The following is a 20681-nucleotide window of genomic DNA, read 5'->3' as shown; positions in this document are numbered from 1 at the left end:
CATTTATTTGCGAAAGAGTGGAGTAGGCTGATAACCCGGTCTATACAGCCAAAAAACGAAGGTGGAGGAAGTGAATTAGATGAGGCAAAATGGACGAAAAAAAGCTCCACAGCGGCTGTGGACTCCTTTTTTTAGCAAATTGTGGGTTTTGGTATTTCTGGTCGAATTTATGAAAGGATCTCTTCTGGTATCCATCCTGCCGGTATATATGGGAGAAACGCTTGGTTTGTCGGCCGGGATTATTGGTTTGGCCTTTTCACTTCAGTATTTTGGAGACAATGCGTTTCGGGCACCGGCGGGTTGGATGGCTGAACGGCTCGGCTACCGCGGAACGATGTCGACCGCACTGTTGTTTACGCTTGTAGCGATTATTATGCTGAGCGTATTGACAGAGCCCGTGTGGCTCGTCGTTGCGTGTCTGCTGCTCGGTCTGGGTACTTCTCCGCTCTGGCCTTGTGTTATGACCGGAACGACCGAAATGTCCGGGCCTAATAACAGCAATGGCGCGGCGATGGGCACACTGGAAATTGCGTCTATGGGTGGAACGGGATTGGGTCCGCTCGTTATGAACTTTGCCATATCCCACTATGGGCATTCTTACGGCATGGTGTTCATGATTTTGATAGGATGCAGTATTGTATTGTTGTTGGTTGCTCTTATGCTGCCAGGACCGAAAAGGTCTCCTGATAAAGGTGACCTCGAACAGAGCGCTCTAGTGTCGTCTGATGGGTACACAAAGCAGAAACAGCAAATTCTGAAAGGAATCCAGGAGACGATCGGTGTGCTCAAAACAAAGCTTAACGTCAATCCGTTAATTTACCCGGCGCTATTTTTGCAGTCTTTTGTTATCGGTTTGATCAGCCCCGTACTGACGCTGTACGCTCGGACGGACCTCGGGATTTCACCAAACCTGTACAGCGTGCTTCTGATTGCAGGCGGTGGGGTGACTGTGCTGGCACTGATCCCTTGTGGCAAGTTGGTCGACAGACTTGGAACGGAGTATTTTCTACATGTTGGCTTTTTGCTAGCCGGAATTACGCTGTTTTTCTTCTCAATCGTTCGATCTATTCCGCTGGTGTTTGTATCCGTGGCGCTTATTGGTTTGGGATATGCGCTCATTTTGCCTGCATGGAACACCTTTCTTGCCCGATTGATTCCGGAAAGCGAGCGAGCAACGGTGTGGGGCTTTTTTTTAACACTTCAAGGCTCCGGCATGGTTATAGGCCCGCTCGTTTCAGGAGTGCTATGGGACCGTGTCGGACACACCGCTCCATTTATCATCAGTGGAGTCGTCATGCTGCTCATGTTTGGCTGCCACCTGGCTCTGGCGCGCAATCCACGTAGGAAGACTGTAAAGGCCTGAACAGCGCCTTGAAAAGCGGCGAGGGCTACTCTTTCGAGAAAGACATTCGGTACAGCGGCAGCAAATGCTCAAAGGTAGAACGCACTGCCTGTAATAATGCAGCCCCGTCGCTGGCAAGTGGATCTTCTCGGTCAATACGGATTCCACACATGACCTCCGCTTTTTTTACCTGTTGCAGCTTATGGATGATCGTTTGAAAATCTTCATTATCCATGTGTTGTTGTTCTGTGCCTTCCGGAGCCATATGATCCATGGACCAGTAAAAATGATCAGGCAGGTTAGAGCGCACATCGCTCAGATTGGCTTCGAGTGCCTGGGCAAATGTAGCTTTGTTAGGACTTTCATAAATAATTGCAAAAATAACGAATAGGTGGGTAGCGAACATACCTACCTCAAAATGCGGCAGCGCCTTGTACCCGCGCTTATTTGCCGCCCAGGCTACCCAAGTATCTTTGGGGGGATTGACTTTGCGTCGTGCATGCTTGGCGACGTGAACGTGCATAGGCTCTCCACATAAGTCCGTCAGAAATGGGGCTAATTCCTCGCCAATTGCCTCCAGCTTGGGCCGAACCTGCTGAATCAGCACTTCCATACGAGGCTCCAATCCCGGTATTTCAAAAACATCGAAGTCCTTTGCAGTAAATCCACTAAATGTCATTCCTTTTCCTCCTGTAACTGGGTTAAGCCATAACGTGTGGCGTAATATGTCCAATTATAGCATAATGCCGCCGGGCTTGGCCGACTTTAGACTAGGTTTGAAACAAGCATATAAGGCAAAAGTAGGATTGTTCGCTGTTACTCATAAAAATAGGTCAAATAACCAAGTACCCTTACATAAAATGAAGTATAAAATAGAGCAAGGGAAGATCAAGCGGGAAAGCCGCAGGCTTGCTGTAGCCGGACTTCTTGAATCGGACTTGAAAAAGGAGGGAATGCCGTGAACAAGGGCTGTGAGGTAGAATATTGCAATCTAGAGCTCCGGTTTAGCCGTCGGCATATCCATAATCTGATCAAGGATTTGATATCGGAAGGGTATTCGCTGTACTGGAGCGAGGATGAGTCGTATCTGGTTTTGTCGGTGAGAACCGGGCGTAAGCTGGTGAAGCTCCGTTTTCAACAGCTGCGCACAGGACACTACAAGTTGGCTGGAGATTATGTAATCCGCGATGCCAAGCTGGCTGAGTGGTTGGAGAAGCTGATTGGAAGCACCCGAGGTCATGCCATTGTCAAAAGAGTCAAGGATCATCATATTTTGGTAGAAAATATTTTGTTTGGTGAGGTCATTCGTCTGGTCGAGGTTACAGGCTTTAAGCAGCGTGTCATTTATCAGAAGGGACCGGTGCTGTCCGCACAGGAAATGGAGGATATGTACGCTTCCAATGAAGGAGAAACCCGACTGCTGCTGCTTAAAATGGAAGTGGACGATGAATTGGAGAAGCTCTTCATAGCGATGACAGACGGAGATACGGCTAAAATCGGGAATTGCCATGAACGCCTGCAAACGCTATCCCACCAACTGCTGATGATGGAAGCGTAGTACATCTGAACACCTCATGTAAATGGGGTGTTTTGATCTGTGAATAGACAGGGGTTCACTTCTTACATCAAAAACGTTAAAATAGAAGTGCACGTGTTCCGATTCACATAAAGTGTAATGCGGTAAAGCGGCGATATAGAAGACAAAATATGTTGCAAAGGATGAGGAACCAGATGGCAAAACAGCAAATTGGTGTGATCGGCCTGGCGGTAATGGGTAAGAATTTAGCCCTTAACATTGAGAGCAGAGGCTTCACCGTCTCGGTTTTTAACCGCTCTCCAGAAAAAACGCACGATCTTATCAAAGAAGCAGAAGGTAAAAAACTGACGGGTACTTTCTCTATTGAAGAATTTGTGAACTCATTGGAATCCCCCCGTAAAATCCTGATCATGGTTCAAGCTGGTAAAGCAACAGATGCCACGATTGAACAGCTTGTGCCTCATCTGGACAAGGGCGACATTATTATAGACGGAGGCAATGCCTACTTCCCTGATACACAGCGCCGCAGCAAGGAGCTGGAGGAAAAAGGACTTCGCTTTATTGGTACAGGCGTATCCGGTGGTGAAGAAGGTGCCTTGAATGGTCCTGCTATCATGCCGGGTGGACAAGAAAGTGCCTATAAACTGGTAGAGCCGATTCTAACGGCAATCTCTGCTAAAGTGGAAGGCGACCCTTGCTGTACATATATCGGTCCTGACGGTGCTGGTCACTATGTAAAAATGGTGCATAACGGTATCGAGTACGGCGACATGCAATTGATCGGTGAAGCGTATCACTTGTTGAAATCAGTCCTGAATGTGAATGCGGAAGAGCTTCATGAAATCTTCACGGAATGGAATAAAGGGGAACTGGACAGCTACCTGATCGAAATCACAGCTGACATTTTCTCTCAGTACGATGCTGAAACAGGCAAGCCAATGGTAGACGTTATCTTGGATGCTGCTGGTCAAAAAGGTACAGGTAAATGGACAAGCCAAAGCGCGCTGGATCTGGGTGTGCCATTGTCCATGATTACCGAATCCGTATTCTCCCGCTTCTTGTCTGCTATGAAAGACGAGCGCATTGCGGCAAGTAAAGTGCTGAGCGGTCCTAATGCTGAGTCCTTCAGCGGCGACAAAAAAGAATTTATCGAAAGTGTACGTAAAGCACTGTTTGCAAGTAAAATCGTGTCCTATGCTCAAGGTTTCGCTCAAATGCGTGCAGCTTCCGATGAATATGATTGGGATTTGAAATACGGAAAAATCGCTATGATCTTCCGCGGCGGTTGCATTATCCGCTCGCAATTCCTGCAAAACATCAAGGATGCATATGACCGCGATCCTGCCTTGAAAAACCTGTTGCTGGATTCTTACTTCAAAAATGTAGTTGAAACGTATCAAGATGCATGGCGTCAAGTGATTTCCGTGGCTGTATCCCAAGGTATTCCAGTGCCTGGCTTCTCCAGCGCGCTTGCATACTATGACAGCTACCGCACTGAGCGTTTGCCAGCAAATCTGCTGCAAGCACAACGTGACTACTTCGGTGCCCATACGTTCAAACGTGTGGACAAAGAAGGCGTATTCCATCATCAATGGTTCTAATGAACGGACGGATATGCATGAATAGCATTATGTAATACAACGGAAGCTTTTTTGCCCTATGGGTAGAAGAAGCTTCCGTTTTTTAATTTATAATTATGGATACGATTATGATGGCAGTAGAGGATTGTGTAATCTTTTGGCGCTATGGTATGATAGGGACAAAATATTTTAATGCATTACCGCGTCTAAGCTTTGAGTCAAAACAAAAAAGACGAGAAGGTTCCCGTCTCTTTTGTTAAGTAGGTTTCTATTGCTCCTGTGACCATTGCAGCATGCCGCCAGTCATGTTAGTACAGCCTTCATAACCTAGCTGCTGTAGATATTCGCAGGCTCGTTCACTGCGGTAACCGCTCCGGCAAATAAAGATAATTTCACCGGTGCGTTCAATTTCTTCAAGACGACCCGGAAGCTGTCCGAGCGGAATGTGCTTGGCACCTTCAATCATGCCTTCCGCTACTTCTTCCGCTTCGCGGACGTCGATTAATTGCAATTGCTCTCCTGCTTGCAGACGTGCGCGCAACTCAGAAGGTTCAATCAGGGCGATTTGCGTCATGGCCGGACCTCTTTTCTGATATATATTGGGTGCTACGTATGTTTTTGACGTGTGCAAAATGTCACACACACTCTATGTATGATAGCTAAGCTATCTCCGGGCTGTCAATCCGCTTAATCCTAAAGGCAGGTATAGATTAATTAACCGGCGGGATTCACTCGGGTGACCTAGATTAATATTTCTTATTTTTTGGGTGGAGAAATGAATGCTACAACTTGTATAATTAACGTAAAATAGGATGGTTTGAACTGAAAAGGAGCATGTACATTATGGATGTTATCGTTAGACCTACCCCTTCTTTGCAAGGAGAGATTGGGGCCCTGTCCTCCAAAAACTACACTACTCGTTATCTGCTCACTGCGGCACTTGCTGAGGGACAAAGTACCATTTATTATCCAGCCCATAGTGAAGACAGTGATGCTATGCGTCGTTGTATCGCCGATTTGGGTGCAGTATTGGAAGAGGATGATGAAAAAATAGTGATTACAGGCTTTGGTAGCCATCCTCAGGCTGTGAAGGAATTGAATGTGGGAAACGCAGGAGCGGTGCTCCGTTTTTTGATGGGTATTGCATCTCTATGTCCGGATGTTACATTTGTTAATACATATCCCGACTCATTGGGCAAGAGACCACATGATGATTTAATCGATGCACTGGGGCAACTGGGCGTGAAAGTAGATCATCGTGAAGGTAAGTTGCCCATTCGTATTCAGGGTGGTCAGGCGAAGGGTGGTAAAATTCAGGTGTCCGGCTCGGTTAGCTCACAATATTTGAGCGCCCTGCTATTCCTTACGCCTTTACTGGAGGAAGACAGTGAAATCGAAGTGCTGCATGATTTGAAATCTAAGGTGGTCATTGGGCAGACTCTGGAGGTATTGCAAGAGGCTGGTATTATCATTCATGCAAGCGATGATTACATGTCTTTCCGTGTCCCGGGGCGGCAATCCTACCAGCCACGTACGTATACGGTACAGGGAGACTATCCAGGGAGTGCAGCGGTGCTGGCGGCGGCTGCAGTAACGAATTCCGATGTTACCATCCATCGTCTTAAAGAGCAGAGCAAACAGGGAGAACGCGCTATCGTAGATGTGCTGCGTATGATGGAAGTGCCACTGACACATGAGAACGATACCGTCGTTGTGAAGGGCAATGGCCGATTGAAAGCTGTTGAGTTTGACGGTGATGCTGCAACAGACGCTGTGCTTGCAATGGTGGCTGCGGCTGTATTTGCTGAAGGCACGTCCCGTTTTTATAACGTGGAGAATTTACGGTATAAGGAATGTGACCGCATTACCGATTATTTGAATGAGCTGACCAAGGCTGGTGCTCGGGTAGAAGAACGTCAAGCGGAAATTATCGTACATGGCAGACCGGAGGGTGTCGAAGGTGGCGTGGAAATTAACGCGCACTTTGATCACCGTGTTATTATGGCCTTGACGATTGTTGGTTTGCGCGCACAGAAGCCGTTAGTGATTAAGGACGCACATCATGTCGCCAAATCGTATCCGCAGTATTTTGACCATCTAACGACGCTTGGTGCTTCTGTAGAATGGGTAAAATAAAAACAAACGAAGATACGAATAGGAGGGAACAGAATGGCTTTTGAAAATCCGTCGAGAGAAGAGATTAAAAGCATTTTGGAACAAGTAGGCAATATTGCGGTTGTTGGTTTGTCTGATAAATCGGACCGTACCTCATACATGGTTTCTTATGCCATGCAGAAGCGGGGATACCGTATTATTCCAGTTAACCCTGCGGCGGCAGGGCAAACGATTCTTGGGGAGACTTGTTATGCCAGCCTTGCTGAAGTATCTGAGCCTGTGGAGCTGGTCAATGTATTCCGCCGCAGTGAATACTGTGCAGAGGTTGCGCGTGAAGCAGCTGCTATTGGAGCTAAGATTTTGTGGCTTCAACAGGGAATTATAAGCCAGGAAGCCGCTGACATTGCGCAGGAGCATGGAATGACGGTTATTATGGATCGTTGCATTAAGGTGGAGGACTCAGTGACCCAAGCAGTACGTAAAGGATAAACATGGATCAGTGATCTGTGCTATACGCAGATGAATAAAAACCTTCTTCCCTTGCTTCACAGGGTTGAAGGTTTTTGGTGCGAAACGAGGAATATGGTACAGTATATTATACTTTCAGGAATCCATATAATGTATGTATGTCTTGATGATGAAATTGCTCTAAACGGATTCATAGTGTTATCTGTTGTGATGATAAATTTTTTGACCTGTAGTAGCGTAAATAAATATTTTGGCAGATGGAATCATTGCTTTGACAAAAGTATTTATTCGGCTTACCATCAGGGATAGAAAGGAGAGGAATGCCATGAATTGGCTCGGATCCTTACAACAGCTCGGTCGTGCTGTCATGCTCCCGACGATGGTGCTACCAGCCGCTGCAATATTGCTAAGTCTCGGCAGCCTTCCTTGGTCCACATGGGGATTCCCTATGGTGTCTGATATGGCAAATGCGGCTGGACACGGGATTTTTTATTTTTTGCCATATTTATTTGCGGTTGGTGTTGCCCTGGGTATGTCGAATCAGGCAGGTCAGGCGGGACTGGCAGCATTGGCTGGTATGGCTATATACGATCAGGTCACATTGAGATTTGGAAACGGACTCATTCAACCGGCGACGCTCATTGGTATCATTTTGGGGGTCATTTCAGGGGTGGCCTATAATCGCTTCAAAAGCATCAAATTGCCCGAGGTGCTTCAATTTTTTGGAGGTACCCGATTTGTTCTGCTGCTTATTGGTCTCTTCTCGGCTGTGTTTGCAGGACTCATGCTAATTATTGCCCCACTCATACAGAGAGGGCTGCAATTTATAGTAGGTCTGGAATCAAGCTTGGGCGGCTTTGGACTGTTTATCTACGGTATTCTATACCGGTTGCTGGCGGCCTTTGGTCTTCACCATCTGCTTAATAATATTTTTTGGTTTCAACTGGGTACATATAAAACGCCGTCTGGCAACGTTGTACAGGGCGATTTACCCCGGTTTTTTGCTGGCGATCCGACAGCGGGCTATTTCATGTCCGGGTTGTTCCCCATTATGATGTTTGCCATCCCTGCCATTGCGCTGGCGATCATTCAGGAAGCGCGTGAAGATTTGAAGCCAAAGGTGCAAAAAACATTTTTGACAGCTGCGCTTGTTTGCTTTTTTACTGGAGTGTCGGAACAGATTGAGTTTGCCTTTTTGTTTGCTGCTCCTTATTTGTTCCTCGTTCATGCAGTTATGTCTGGGCTGGCCATGTGGCTTACCTTTGAGCTGGATATTCATCACGGATTTTCCTATTCGGCGGGTTTTATAGATTATGTCCTTAATTTTCATCTCTCACATAACGCCTGGTTGTTAATTCCAGTGGGGGTGGCGTACGGGCTTGTGTATTATGTACTGTTTCGATGGGCTATCCGGCGGTTCCGTATTCCAACTCCTGGGCGGGAGGAAGGTTCAGTTCTGGAGGATTGGGCCGGCAATATTCCTTATAGTGCTCCGCTTATTTTGGAAGCACTTGGCGGGAAGGAAAATATTGTGCAGGTAGAGGCCTGCATCACACGTTTGCGGCTGACCGTCCACAATGACAGGCTGATTGATACCGGAGCGATGAAGGCTTTGGGATCGGCCGGACTTATCAATCTGGGTGGGGGTAATTTGCAGGTTGTATTCGGAACGTATTCAGAACTGATTCGTGAGGAAATCGCGAAGCTGATGGAGCGTGATCTCCCTCAAATTTTGTTCAACGCTCCTGTACATGGAAAAATGCTACCGATTCATGAAGTGCCTGACAAAATTTTTGCGACGAAGCTGGTCGGGGACGGTGTTGCTTTTGTTCCTGAACGCGGTGAACTTGTTTCTCCGGTGTATGGTACTGTGATGCATTTGTATCCGACTATGCACGCTTTAGGCATCTCCACACGAGAAGGACTTGAAGTTCTACTTCACATCGGGATTGATACTTCACAGCTAAAAGGGAATTTTACTGCTATGGTAGAAGCAGGCGATACGGTGGAACCGGGGCAATTGCTGATCAAATTTGATTTGCAGGCGCTGCGAGAGCAAGCTCCATCGCTGGTGACTCCTATGGTCATCACGAATCCGGATCGCGTCAAGTCGTGGAGCTTTGCTCCGTTTAAAACAGTGAAAAAAGGTCAGGCCTCGGTAATGTCCGTTGTGCTGCATGACAGGAATGTTGGAGGGGTAGAAACATGATAGAAGGCATCGGCGCCGCAGCAGGTGTGGCAATCGGGAAGGCATTTGTCCTGCCGAGCTGGGAGTGGGATTTACCTGATCAAAAAATGGATGCGGTAGATCTTGCAAAGGAATTTGAACGTTTGTATGAAGGGATACGCACATCCAAAAGTGAAATCCAGTTTATTAAGGATGAGTTTCGAGAGATGGTGGGGCCAGAAGAATCCAGCATCTTTGATGCTCATCTTGCGATATTGGAAGATCCGGAATTCATGAATGAAATTCGTGGAATTATTGAGCGTCAGTACAAGGCGGCCGAGGTGGCCGTGAAGGAAGCCATTGATCATTTTGTGACAATGTTTGATTTACTGGACGATGAATATATGAAGGAGCGGGCAATTGATATCAAAGATGTGGGGAACCGGTTGCTCAAGCATTTGCTAGGTGCACCGGAGGTGACTCTTCCCAAGGACACACAGCCCTATATTCTGGTAGCCAAGGAGCTTTCACCCTCCCAATCGGCACACTTGAATCCTAGCTATGTTTTAGGGATTGTAACTATGAATGGTGGTAAAACTTCGCATTCTGCGATCATGGCCCGTGCACTTGGTATTCCACTTGTTTCAGGACTGGAGAGCAATCTGAATTTGCCCGTTCAAACGGGAGACATGATGGTTGTGGACGGAGACCTGGGCAAAGTTTATGTGAATCCGGAAAAAACGGTAACTGATCATTATAAAATTTTGCGCGACGAGCAGCGACGCAGAAAAGAGCAGCTTCAGGTACTTGCTTCTGTAGATGCCGTGACCAAGGATGGAACCACCCTGAGGCTGGCGGCAAATATTAGTTCCATTAAAGAGCTGGAGGCAGCTTTGAAGCATGGCGCTCAAGGTGTAGGACTGTTCCGCACGGAATTTTTATACATGGATCGCAAATCTGCTCCAGATGAAGAGGAACAGTATGAAGTATATCGGCTGATAGCGGAAAAGGCAGGAAACCACTCCGTAGTCATCCGTACATTGGATATCGGTGGAGATAAGCCGTTGGACTATCTTCAACTACCAGAGGAAGAAAATCCTTTTCTAGGTTACCGTGCTATACGGATCAGTCTGGATTGGAAGGAATTGTTTAAAACCCAGTTGACTGCAATTTTGCGAGCCAGTGCAATGGGAAATATAAAGGTAATGTATCCGATGATTTCATCCGTGGAGGAGGTCCGCCAGGCAGATGCTCTTTTGAAGGAGGCTATGGCGGATTTGGATGCAAGAGGGCTTGCCTATAATCCGAACATTCAGCGAGGAATTATGATTGAGGTACCGGCTGCGGCGATGATCGCTGATTTATTGGCAGCTGAAACAGATTTTTTTAGTATCGGAACGAATGATCTGGTTCAGTATGTGCTGGCTGTAGACCGTATGAATGAGCAGATTGCACATATGTACCATCCATACCATCCAGCTGTACTTCGAATGCTGCGCATGACTGCACAAGCGGCACATCAAGCAGGAATTGATGTGAGTGTATGTGGTGAGATGGCTGGAGATGAACGGTCCGTTCCTCTTTGGCTGGAACTGGGGATACATCAACTCAGCATGTCTCCCCAATCATTATTGCGGGTCAAGCATCGTGTGCTGAATACGACTGCATCTGAGGCAAAGACAGTCGCTCAGGTTTGCTTTGGCATGTCCACTGGTGCGGCGATCGAAGACAAGCTCACTGCAGCTAATGTCAGCTGCACTCCGGCCGGGCCTGGACGGCAGTAATATGTAATGTCCGTATACATCTTCAGGAGGAGCCGAACTCCGTACTGTTAGGTTTGTCGTAGCAAACCATAATGGCGTAGCATGGTTTAGATGAAAAAGAACCTTCAAAAAATGAATAAAGTGGTTTTGAAGGTTCTTTTTTTCATCTTGTTGACAACCTCTTGTGATTATGGAAAATTCATAATTAGCAATTATCCTGATTCCATTAGATTGGGTTATTCAAGCCCTGAGTGTCAGGACTTATTCTCTTATTTCCGGGTGTTATCTGCTAACAAATCGCAGAACGCTTTTCCGTAAGGTGGAAGATCAGGTGGCCGACGAGCAGATACAATATGTCCATCCGTTACAACTGCCTCATCCTTCCAAATAGCTCCTGCATTCTCCATATCATCACGAATACCTGGTGTGGAGGTTACCGTAACACCATCCAAAATTTTAGCAGAGATCAGTACCCAGCCTGCATGGCAGATTTGTCCAATCGGCTTATGAGCAGCATGAAACTCCTGTACGAGTTGGATTACTTTGGGATAGCGGCGCAGTTTATCAGGTGCCCAACCGCCAGGGACGAGAATCCCGTCATAATCACTGCTATTCAGTTCCTCAAAGGCATATTCCGCTTCAGCAGGTACGCCATATTTTCCAATATATTTTTTACCCTTTTCCGCACCGGCTAAATGCACTTCTGCGCCTTCTTCACGAACACGGTAAATCGGATACCACAGCTCCAGATCCTCGAATTCCTCATCCACTAGGGCGATAACCTTTTTTCCGGCAAGTCTTGACATCCAACCATCCTTTCGTGCGTCACATGATGACACCTCTGTTTTGTAATCTGTACTTTTACATCTTAAGAAAAAGAACGCCCGAAGTCCATTCCTTCGCAGATTCTTATGTTAGTAGTCTGCTCTTTAACAGCAATTGTCGTCAATTTCCGACCCGCCAAAGCTTTGGTAATTTGTTCATAGCTGCAATCTGTGGAAGGATTTGAGGTCCCAAAGTCGAAATAAAACAAGGTATGATAGATTTAATGGAGTTAACAAATATTTATTAGACTAGTAGATAGATATATTTGGATTCTGACGAGATCCTCGTATAGTTTGATCCTACGTAATGAGGTGGTTAAATGCATAAGCAATGTCAATGTGGCAAACCGATGGGACTGGAACTGCGAAAGGTAATCTATGCGGGCAAGGTTGAAATTTTGCACGTCCCTGTATTCTCATGCTCGTCATGCTTTTCCAGTGAGGTTTTGCAGCATGTGACGAAAGACATTAAGGCACTATTACAAAGTCTAGAGAGCAAACCTACGGCACGGAGAATATCTTTTGCTCGCAACAATGAACTGGCAGAAATCATTCGCAAGCTTGTACTGGAGGAAGCGGACAATCCCAATGTGGATTGGCAATCTGCTTTGGAGGAGCGGATGGAGCTTCGAATTAATCTCTTATTGGATCTTTATCGCTATGCGAGAAGTCTGGGAGACGAAGATTGGATGAATGATGTAGAGAAAAAATTGGTTCAATTATCCGGTTTTACCAGTAAATCGGTATTTACGAATACAAAAAACTAAAAAATATGAAAATTTTCATGGTCACCATTGGATTTTACATGTTCTTTTTGTTACGATGAGAATAGGCCATACGACAAGACACAGAAAGGAATGTATATCCAATGGCGACGATGACAAAAATGACTACTGTTCAACAATTAAATACGGCTCTGGAAGCGTCATCAGACAAGCCGTTGCTTCTCTTTAAACATAGCACACGTTGTCCGATAAGTGCAGGCGCATATCAGGAAGTGGAGTCCTATTTGCATGGCGCTCCCAACGAAAATATTGAATACGGTATCATTTATGTAGTAGAAGATCGGCCGGTGTCCAATGAAACCGCGGACAGGCTTCAGGTGAAGCATGAATCCCCGCAGGCCATTTTAATCAAGGACGGAGAGGCTGTTTGGCATACATCCCATTCGAATATTACAGCCCGTGCACTCCACGATCATCTCACATAGATAAATGTGTGCTGTCGTTGCATAAAGTAGTATTTTGTCGTATCATGGTTCTAATTAGTTGATCTAGGATTCGGTTGAAAATTTATTGGCAATGGAGAGAAGGAATGTGACGGTAACGATCTATGATGTAGCTCGCGAAGCTGGTGTCTCAATGGCCACAGTGTCCCGCGTAGTTAACAATAATCCTAATGTGAAACCTCAGACCCGCAAGAAAGTGTACGAAGCGATTGAACAATTGGGATATCGTCCAAATGCGGTCGCTAGAGGTCTGGCCAGCAAGAAGACAACGACCGTCGGCGTGGTTATACCGGATATATCGAACTCAATTTTTGCAGAAATTGCGCGCGGTATTGAAGATATAGCGAATATGTATCACTATAATATTATTTTGTGTAATGCCGACAAGCGAAAAGAAAAAGAGATTCGTGTCATCAACACATTGCTTGAAAAGCAAGTGGATGGTCTTCTGTTCATGGGTGGTACAGTAACGGACGAGCATATTCAGGCGTTCCATACAGCTGCGGTCCCTATTGTTCTATGTGCAACGAGTGATGAAAAAGGAAGCTATCCTTCGGTCGATATCGACCATGAAGCCGCTGCTTATGATGCAGTAAACACGTTGATCCGCCATGGACACCGTCAAATCGCAATGATCAGTGGTACGCTTCAAGACCCTGCAAACGGCTATGCACGTTTCCAAGGTTACAAGAGAGCACTGGAAACAGCCGGAATTGATTATCAGGAGGATCTCGTGCGAATCGGGAACTACCGTTATGAATCCGGTGTCGAGGCAATGAAATATTTTCTCGGCCTAAAGAAGAAGCCAAGTGCGATTTTTGCTGCTACGGATGAGATGGCAATTGGTGCAATCCACAGTATTCAGGATGAGGGATTGAAAGTTCCTGATGATTTTTCAGTAATCAGTGTCGACAATATTCGTATGGCCTCTATGGTTCGTCCTCAGCTGACAACCGTCGCGCAACCGATGTACGATTTGGGTGCGGTAGCGATGCGTTTGCTGACCAAGCTGATGAAAAAGGAAAACGTGGAGAACCCTCGCGTTATTTTGCCGCATGAAACTATTTTGCGGTTGTCAGTTAATTATTTAGACTAGACGCAGTGCTGAATAGGATATACCTTCGTTGAAAGCTCCTTTGATGGAGCTTTTTTCGCGGATATAAAGCTTCTTATGGACATCATCATCAAACCAAGAATAGAGGGATGCGTAATGAGCCGACTTTACGGATTAATGGGTGCTATGGATGAAGAAATTGAATTGCTGCTGGCAGCGATGACGGAAGCAAGCAAGACGGTCAAGGCTGGAATCACATACACTACAGGAATCATTCACGGGCAAAGAGTCGTTGTCTGCAAATCCGGTGTAGGCAAGGTTAATGCTGCGGTAACAACACAAATCCTGATTGATCATTTTGGTGTAGAACAGATTATATTTACGGGAGTGGCAGGGGCAGTTCATCCCGATTTAAACATTGGGGATATTGTCATCTCATCAACATGTATGCAGCATGATATGGATGTAACGCCTTTGGGTTATGCCAGAGGGGTCATTCCTTATCAGGACACCTCAGAGTTTGTGGCTGATCCCGAGCTTGTAAGTCTAGCTGAGCAAGCCTGCAAATCATTTGGCGATCGTTATATTGTCGGCAAGGTACTTTCTGGCGATCAATTTGTTGCAAGTCGTGAGTTAGTGACTGCATTGCATCAGGAAATGGACGGTGCTTGTACCGAAATGGAAGGTGCAGCTGTGGCTCAGACAGCTCATATGAACGCTGTGCCTTATGTTGTCCTACGGTCTATGTCAGATAAGGCTGATGGATCGGCTCACGTTAATTATGCTGAATTTACGGTAGAAGCTTCACATCGTTCGCATCGTATTGTAGAGTTCATGCTCAAGCATTTGGGCTAATGGTATAATTTTTTAATACATGAATCTTCGGACAAACCGGATATGGTCAAACTGCTCCTGTGATGCAAGGGGCACATCCTTTCCCATTCGTACCATCAGACAGTTAGCAGGATGTGAACATATTTCAGGATCATCCGTGGCGTACCAGACCATATCTACAGTTTTCATCAGACGTTCCATCATGCGGCGGTATTCCCATACGGAGAGACCGCTGCCTTTTAAATCCCAATGCCAATAGTATTCGGTCGTAAAAATAATATAGGATTCAAGCTGGCCGTCCTCAAAGGCAATCCGAATCATTCTGCTACCCAGGCCCAGACCACGATAGTCATCGGCTACCTCAACAGCTCCAAGTTCCAGTAAATCCTTCATGCCAGCTTCCGACCAGCGCTCCATCTCATCTGGGTAATGAAAAGTAACATATCCCAGGAGAGTTTCCCCGTTGTGGGCAATGATAATTCTGCCTTCTGGCAGTTCCGAAATATCCACTAATGCATCGAACTGTTCCTTTGGTTTGCGAAAGGCATCTAATTGCTTGTGCATTTGAAATGAACGCAGTTGATCCGCGGATACGGGGCCTTCTACATAGATTGTTTGTCCGTTATGATCCAGCGTATCCAAGTGGTACAGTTTTAAATGCTGCATGCGTACGCCCTCCTTGTTCGCCATAAGCTCGTTCCTCATATCCCCTACTTATAGCAAAAAAACAATTAAATGAAAAGGATGGTCGTCACATCCTGACCTATGATATACTGTTTTAGACATAAAATGTTCACAATTTAAATCAATCAGTAAACCAAAGGGCTTCATCTGCTTTATTGATTTTGTAAGCGTTATCTTGTTCTGTGTGATTCTCATTAATCTATTGTGAGGAGGCTGAACGTATGAAGTTTGAAGAACTCCAGACTGTAGTTCCCACATCCAACATGGGCCCGTATGAACAAGCTTACAACAACTTTCAGTGGGAAGATGCAGAGCGTCATTTTACGTGGTATGAAACAGGCAAGGTAAATATGGCACATGAAGCCATTGATCGACATGTACAGGAAGGACGAGGGGAGAAAGCGGCACTATTGTATTGTGACGCAAACCGTCATGAAACCTACACCTTCTCTCAGCTTCGTGCTAGCTCTAACAGGTTCGGAAATGTGCTTCGCAAATACGGTATTGGTAAAGGGGAGCGGGTGTTTATTTTCATGCCGCGTTCACCCGAGCTGGTTATTAGTTTACTTGGTGTTCTAAAGGTAGGGGCTGTTGTCGGTCCATTGTTTGAGGCGTTTATGGAAACTGCGGTTAAGGATCGATTGGAGGATAGTGGGGCAGTAGCATTAGTGACCACACCTGCGCTTCTGTCACGGGTAAAACGTGAGGAGCTTCCTGAGCTGCGACATATTTTTGTGGTTGGTGATATGGATGAACGCGAGCAGGGAATTATCGATTTTGAGACAGAAATGCTCACATCCTCAGAGGAACTTGAGCCAGAATGGTTGAATCGTGAAGATGGATTAATTATTCACTATACATCAGGCTCAACAGGCAAGCCCAAAGGCGTGTATCATGTGCAAAATGCAATGATTCAGCATTACTATACTGGGAAAATGGTGCTGGATTTGCGAGAAGATGATGTGTATTGGTGTACTGCTGATCCTGGCTGGGTCACGGGAACATCATACGGTATTTTTGCTCCATGGCTAAATGGAGCGACGAATGTCATTCGTGGGGGGCGTTTCAGCCCGGAAGACTGGTACCGCACGATTGAGCGTCACGAAGTGACCATATGGTATAGTGCTCCTACAGCGTTTCGGATGCTGATGAGCGCAGGGGAGCAGGTTGTTTCCAAATATGATCTTAGCAGTCTGCGGCATGTTTTATCCGTTGGGGAACCGCTGAATCCAGAAGTGGTGCGATGGGGATGGCAAGTGTATACACAACGCATTCATGATACTTGGTGGATGACAGAAACAGGAGCACAGTTGATCTGTAATTACCCTGAGCTGCCGATTAAGCCAGGTTCGATGGGAAAGCCACTCCCAGGTATCCAGGCTGCTATTTTGGACGACAGAGGGCAGGTGTTGCCTCCTAACCGGATGGGCCACTTGGCGATCCGTACACCATGGCCATCCATGATGAATCGTATATGGAACAATCCGAACAAGTTTCAGGAATATTTCCGCTTTCCCGGTTGGTATGTATCGGGTGATTCAGCTTACATGGATGAGGACGGATATTTCTGGTTTCAGGGTAGGATTGATGATGTCATTAACTCCTCCGGGGAGCGCATCGGCCCTTTTGAGGTGGAGAGCAAGCTTCTGGAGCATCCTGCTGTAGCGGAAGCCGGAGTTATTGGAAAACCAGATACCGTGCGGGGAGAGATTATCAAAGCTTTTGTTGCACTGCGTGAAGGCTATGCACCGTCTGAAGCTTTAAAGCAGGACATCTATCGCTTCGTTAAGGAAGGGCTGTCTGCTCATGCTGCTCCACGCGAAATTGAGTTTAAGGAAAAGTTACCCAAAACCCGTTCCGGTAAAATTATGAGACGCGTGTTGAAAGCCTGGGAGCTTAACCTTCCTACAGGTGACTTATCCACCATAGAGGATTGAAGTGCTCTGCATATTAGAATTAAAAAAGGGAGTCTCCAAAGCCTTAATGGCTAAGGGGACTCCCTTTTTGTTAGGGCGAATCTCATCTTCACCCAACCTATCACTTTCTGCTTTTGTCTTCAGTTATGGACGGACGGCTCCGGAAGGAGCCGATTCCCCCATGGCATTCATGGAAGTGACACGAAACCAGCCTTTTGGCTTTTTCCCCGACTTATATTCAAAGCTGGTAGATGCGGTAGAGCCTATGTTTGTAAAAGGCTCCGCACCGTTTTCGCTGTAATACACGTTATAGCCTGTAATAGCGTCTGCAGATTTACCTGCGCTCCATTGGAGCGCTACGGATGAGCCAGCGGCTTTAGCTTGAGGCTGTCCAGGGGCAGTAGGAACCTCTGTAGGCTGCGCACCTGTTCCATCTCCCTCGCCCGGAACGTTTGGAGACTCAGAATCTGCAGGTGGCACCACAGGTGCTGCGCTTGCTTTCGTGCTTGGCCCGGACTCATGACCGCCCACATCAACGGCAGTCACGTAGTAGCTGGAGCTGCTGCCTCCAGGGCTGTCAGAAAACACCTTGGAGCCGTCAGCCATAACGACCTTGCCAAGCCGTTGGAAGCTACCCCCATCTGTAGAACGATACAGACGGTATCCTACGACGTCGCTGTTTCCGCTTGGGCTAAAGCTGATTATGGCTTTACCGTCACTATAGCTTACGTTGGCGCTAGATGGAGCGTTAGGGGCTGCTCCATCGTCCTTGCGTGGATCAATCTGAGTAGGAGCTTCCTTATCTGCATCCTGAGGCAGATAATAGGACAACGAGTTATGTCGTCTCATCACCTTAAAGGCTTGCTGAAGCTCTTTAATCAATTCTGAGATTGACTTTTCCCGTTTCCTAACGGTCCGTTCATATAACATATCATCCGGTGTACCATCGCGTGGAATATAATTCACACCTTGGTAGGTAATATATTTCGCACGGCTCACACCATTTTCACTGTTTTTAGGTGGATACTTACTGTTATAAATGTCCGAACCATACGCGGATGCTGTACGGCTTACAATGCCGTCAGGTCTCTTGAAGCTGTCCGTTTGGAACAGCTGAGCATCTTTAGCTGTTACTTCATTCATGATTAGAGCCCATAAGCGGCGAGCCCGCTCTTTTTGGACTTTCGTTTCAAGCTTATTGACAGGTTGCTTGTAACCAACCCATACACCCAGTGTGACGTCAGGCGTAAAGCCCTCGAACCAAACATCAGTGTAGGATTGCGTAGTGCCTGTCTTGCCGGCAATCGGAATCTTACCGGATTGATCAAAGTTCCGCTTCACCAGTCTGCCTGTGCCTTCCGACACGGCTGTACGCAACATATCTGTCATCAGGTAGGCGGTTTGCGGTGAGAAGGCCTGCACAGGATTAGGCTGATGCTTATATACAATATTGCCTTGCGAATCCACAATCTTTTCGATCATATAGGCATCATTAAACACACCGCCATTTGGAATGGCTCCATATGCATTCGTGAGTTCCTCGACGGTCACCCCGTGGGCTAAGCCGCCAAGTACACCCGTTTGGGCGTTGTTATCACTAGATTCCAAGGTGGTGATACCCAGTTTTTTAGCAAAAGCCCAAGCATTGCTAATCCCTACTTTTTCGTTAAACAGCTTGAGTGCTATCGTATTAAGCGATTGATTCAGTGCATAACGCGCCGTGACCAATCCTTGATAGCGGTTGTTAGAATTTTTCGGAATGTGATATCCATTACTGCCATCTTTCAAAATAATAGGGGCATCATCCACGATACTACCAGGCTGCACAAGACCGCTGTCCAATGCAGGGAGATAGGCAGCAATCGGTTTCATTGCCGAACCCGGCTGACGTACCATCTGGGTGGCATAATTCATCTGCTCCTTTTGGAAGTCCCGACCTTCCATCATTCCAAGAATGGCGCCTGTTTTATGCTGAATCAGAATTGCCGCTGCTTGTTCGTCACCCTTGGTTTTACTAGTGGCAGAGAAGTTGTTTTTATTTTCTGCAATTTGACGCATAGATTTGTATACGCTCTTATCAATGGTGGTGTACACCATATAACCGCCTGTGCGAAGCTGCTGTTCGGCTTCTTTGAGTAAATCGTTATCATCCTTGGTCTTGGTATCTGCACTGGCATTAGCTGCTTGACCCGGATTGGTGACAGACATGAGTGCCTGCGCAGCTTGTCGTTCTGTTTCCATCATAAGATATGGATAGGTGTTATAAGCTTTAACAGTGCGTGGTGCGAGAGATTTTTTGATATCAAAAGCCATCGCTTCATCATACTGTGCTTTATTGATTTTGTTTTCCTCCAGCATTCGACTGAGTACCAGGTGCTGGCGGTTGAGGGCTCTTTTAAAGCCAGCTTCATTAAACTCACCCTTACCGTTGAAAGCAGAATAAGAAGAAGGAAGCTGTGGCAAACCTGCTAGATAGGCAGCCTGGGCTATATTAAGCTCGTTCAGATCATTCTCATTAAAGATACCTTTGGCCGCTGCTTTAATGCCAAAGACGTTGTAACCGCTTGAACCGTTACCAAAAGGTACTTTATTGAGATAGGCCGTAATAATTTGTTGCTTGCTTAGGAAGCGCTCAAGGCGCAGCGACAGCAAAATTTCTTTGACCTTGCGGTCATCCGTGCGATCGAGATTTAGAAAGACACGACGCGCAAGCTGCTGGGTGAGGGTACTACCCCCGGTTTGTACGGATTCATGCAGCGCCTTTTGCTTCACAGCACGCAGCGTTCCCGACAGATCGACACCTTTATGCTCGTAAAAATGATTATCTTCAATGGCAATGACTGCGTCAATGACGAGTTGTGGAATCTCCTTAAACGTGACAGGTCTTCGATCTTCTTCTGTCCGAAGTTGTCCGATGGGAGAGCCATCATTGAAATAAGCGAAGCCTGTGATTGCATTCTTATCTACTTCCTGTAGGATCATGGATCTGGAACGCACGGGTTCGCTTTTTACAATAGAAGCAACATAGCCGGCGGCGGCTCCTCCTGCAAATAGTGCCCCCATAAAACCGATGATGACGACCCACTTTATGACACGGCCGAGCCTTCGCATGGTTGTCCGCAAGCGGGAAGGCTTTGGCTCTGATACATTGTTTTTTTCTTCAACCATT

At 46.5% G+C, this 20681-nt stretch carries 17 protein-coding genes; 12 read left to right on the top strand and 5 right to left on the bottom strand.

The features are described from left to right. Positions 1-79 precede the first annotated feature (79 nt). Complete coding sequence (locus NLX78_RS07230; protein WP_254349998.1) at positions 80-1363, top strand: MFS transporter; 1284 nt, start codon at positions 80-82, stop codon at positions 1361-1363. 25 nt (positions 1364-1388) lie between these two features. Here the strand turns inward: NLX78_RS07230 and NLX78_RS07225 are convergent, their stop codons facing one another. After that, positions 1389-2021, bottom strand: coding sequence for a YktB family protein (locus NLX78_RS07225; protein ID WP_254349997.1), 633 nt, complete (start codon positions 2019-2021; stop codon positions 1389-1391). Positions 2022-2300: 279 nt separating this feature from the next. On the opposite strand from NLX78_RS07225, the gene NLX78_RS07220 reads away from it, so the two are divergent. Both NLX78_RS07220 and gndA read left to right on the top strand, forming a co-directional pair. Further along, on the top strand, positions 2301-2900 hold the full coding sequence (locus NLX78_RS07220) for a hypothetical protein (protein WP_061828989.1): 600 nt from the start codon (positions 2301-2303) through the stop codon (positions 2898-2900). A 173-nt stretch (positions 2901-3073) separates the two neighbouring features. After that, positions 3074-4480, top strand: coding sequence for an NADP-dependent phosphogluconate dehydrogenase (gndA, locus tag NLX78_RS07215; RefSeq protein ID WP_013310934.1), 1407 nt, complete (start codon positions 3074-3076; stop codon positions 4478-4480). A 247-nt stretch (positions 4481-4727) separates the two neighbouring features. On the opposite strand, the gene NLX78_RS07210 is transcribed toward gndA, so the two are convergent. Beyond that, a complete protein-coding gene (locus NLX78_RS07210) occupies positions 4728-5033 on the bottom strand; it encodes a rhodanese-like domain-containing protein (protein ID WP_010345522.1) in 306 nt (101 codons plus the stop codon). A 269-nt stretch (positions 5034-5302) separates the two neighbouring features. On the opposite strand from NLX78_RS07210, the gene aroA reads away from it, so the two are divergent. From aroA to ptsP, 4 genes are all read left to right on the top strand, one after another. Further along, positions 5303-6595: a 3-phosphoshikimate 1-carboxyvinyltransferase gene (aroA, locus tag NLX78_RS07205; protein ID WP_061828990.1), complete on the top strand. Its 1293-nt coding sequence runs from the start codon at positions 5303-5305 to the stop codon at positions 6593-6595. A gap of 33 nt (positions 6596-6628) precedes the next feature. Then, complete coding sequence (locus NLX78_RS07200) at positions 6629-7063, top strand: CoA-binding protein (protein WP_254349996.1); 435 nt, start codon at positions 6629-6631, stop codon at positions 7061-7063. A gap of 304 nt (positions 7064-7367) precedes the next feature. Beyond that, the gene (locus NLX78_RS07195) at positions 7368-9251 is read left to right on the top strand and encodes a glucose PTS transporter subunit IIA (RefSeq protein ID WP_023989337.1); all 1884 of its coding nucleotides are present in this window, start codon (positions 7368-7370) and stop codon (positions 9249-9251) included. Continuing rightward, complete coding sequence (gene ptsP, locus NLX78_RS07190; protein WP_254329784.1) at positions 9248-10993, top strand: phosphoenolpyruvate--protein phosphotransferase; 1746 nt, start codon at positions 9248-9250, stop codon at positions 10991-10993. The genes NLX78_RS07195 and ptsP overlap by 4 nt, the downstream gene beginning before the upstream one ends. 248 nt (positions 10994-11241) lie before the next feature. On the opposite strand, the gene NLX78_RS07185 is transcribed toward ptsP, so the two are convergent. Continuing rightward, complete coding sequence (locus NLX78_RS07185) at positions 11242-11778, bottom strand: type 1 glutamine amidotransferase domain-containing protein (RefSeq protein WP_023989335.1); 537 nt, start codon at positions 11776-11778, stop codon at positions 11242-11244. Positions 11779-12116: 338 nt separating this feature from the next. On the opposite strand from NLX78_RS07185, the gene NLX78_RS07180 reads away from it, so the two are divergent. From NLX78_RS07180 to NLX78_RS07165, 4 genes are all read left to right on the top strand, one after another. Next, on the top strand, positions 12117-12563 hold the full coding sequence (locus tag NLX78_RS07180) for a hypothetical protein (RefSeq protein ID WP_254349995.1): 447 nt from the start codon (positions 12117-12119) through the stop codon (positions 12561-12563). A 101-nt stretch (positions 12564-12664) separates the two neighbouring features. Next, entirely contained in the window at positions 12665-13006 is a 342-nt protein-coding gene (gene ytxJ / locus NLX78_RS07175; RefSeq protein ID WP_061828995.1) for a bacillithiol system redox-active protein YtxJ, read from the top strand. A gap of 106 nt (positions 13007-13112) precedes the next feature. Beyond that, positions 13113-14120, top strand: coding sequence for a catabolite control protein A (ccpA, locus tag NLX78_RS07170; RefSeq protein ID WP_061828996.1), 1008 nt, complete (start codon positions 13113-13115; stop codon positions 14118-14120). 114 nt (positions 14121-14234) lie between these two features. Then, positions 14235-14933: a 5'-methylthioadenosine/adenosylhomocysteine nucleosidase gene (locus tag NLX78_RS07165; RefSeq protein WP_061828997.1), complete on the top strand. Its 699-nt coding sequence runs from the start codon at positions 14235-14237 to the stop codon at positions 14931-14933. A 12-nt stretch (positions 14934-14945) separates the two neighbouring features. On the opposite strand, the gene NLX78_RS07160 is transcribed toward NLX78_RS07165, so the two are convergent. Next, a complete protein-coding gene (locus NLX78_RS07160) occupies positions 14946-15578 on the bottom strand; it encodes a GNAT family N-acetyltransferase (protein ID WP_061828998.1) in 633 nt (210 codons plus the stop codon). A 239-nt stretch (positions 15579-15817) separates the two neighbouring features. Between NLX78_RS07160 and acsA the strand changes: the two genes are divergently transcribed. After that, on the top strand, positions 15818-17533 hold the full coding sequence (acsA, locus tag NLX78_RS07155; protein WP_165177400.1) for an acetate--CoA ligase: 1716 nt from the start codon (positions 15818-15820) through the stop codon (positions 17531-17533). A 123-nt stretch (positions 17534-17656) separates the two neighbouring features. Here the strand turns inward: acsA and NLX78_RS07150 are convergent, their stop codons facing one another. Then, positions 17657-20680, bottom strand: coding sequence for a transglycosylase domain-containing protein (locus tag NLX78_RS07150; RefSeq protein WP_254349994.1), 3024 nt, complete (start codon positions 20678-20680; stop codon positions 17657-17659). Position 20681: the final 1 nt, after the last annotated feature.

Source organism: Paenibacillus sp. Lou8.1 (genome assembly GCF_024213565.1).
Lineage (GTDB): Bacteria > Bacillota > Bacilli > Paenibacillales > Paenibacillaceae > Paenibacillus > Paenibacillus polymyxa_B.
The sequence above is the reverse complement of the archived record's forward strand: the minus strand, read 5'-3'. Positions and strand labels throughout refer to the sequence as shown.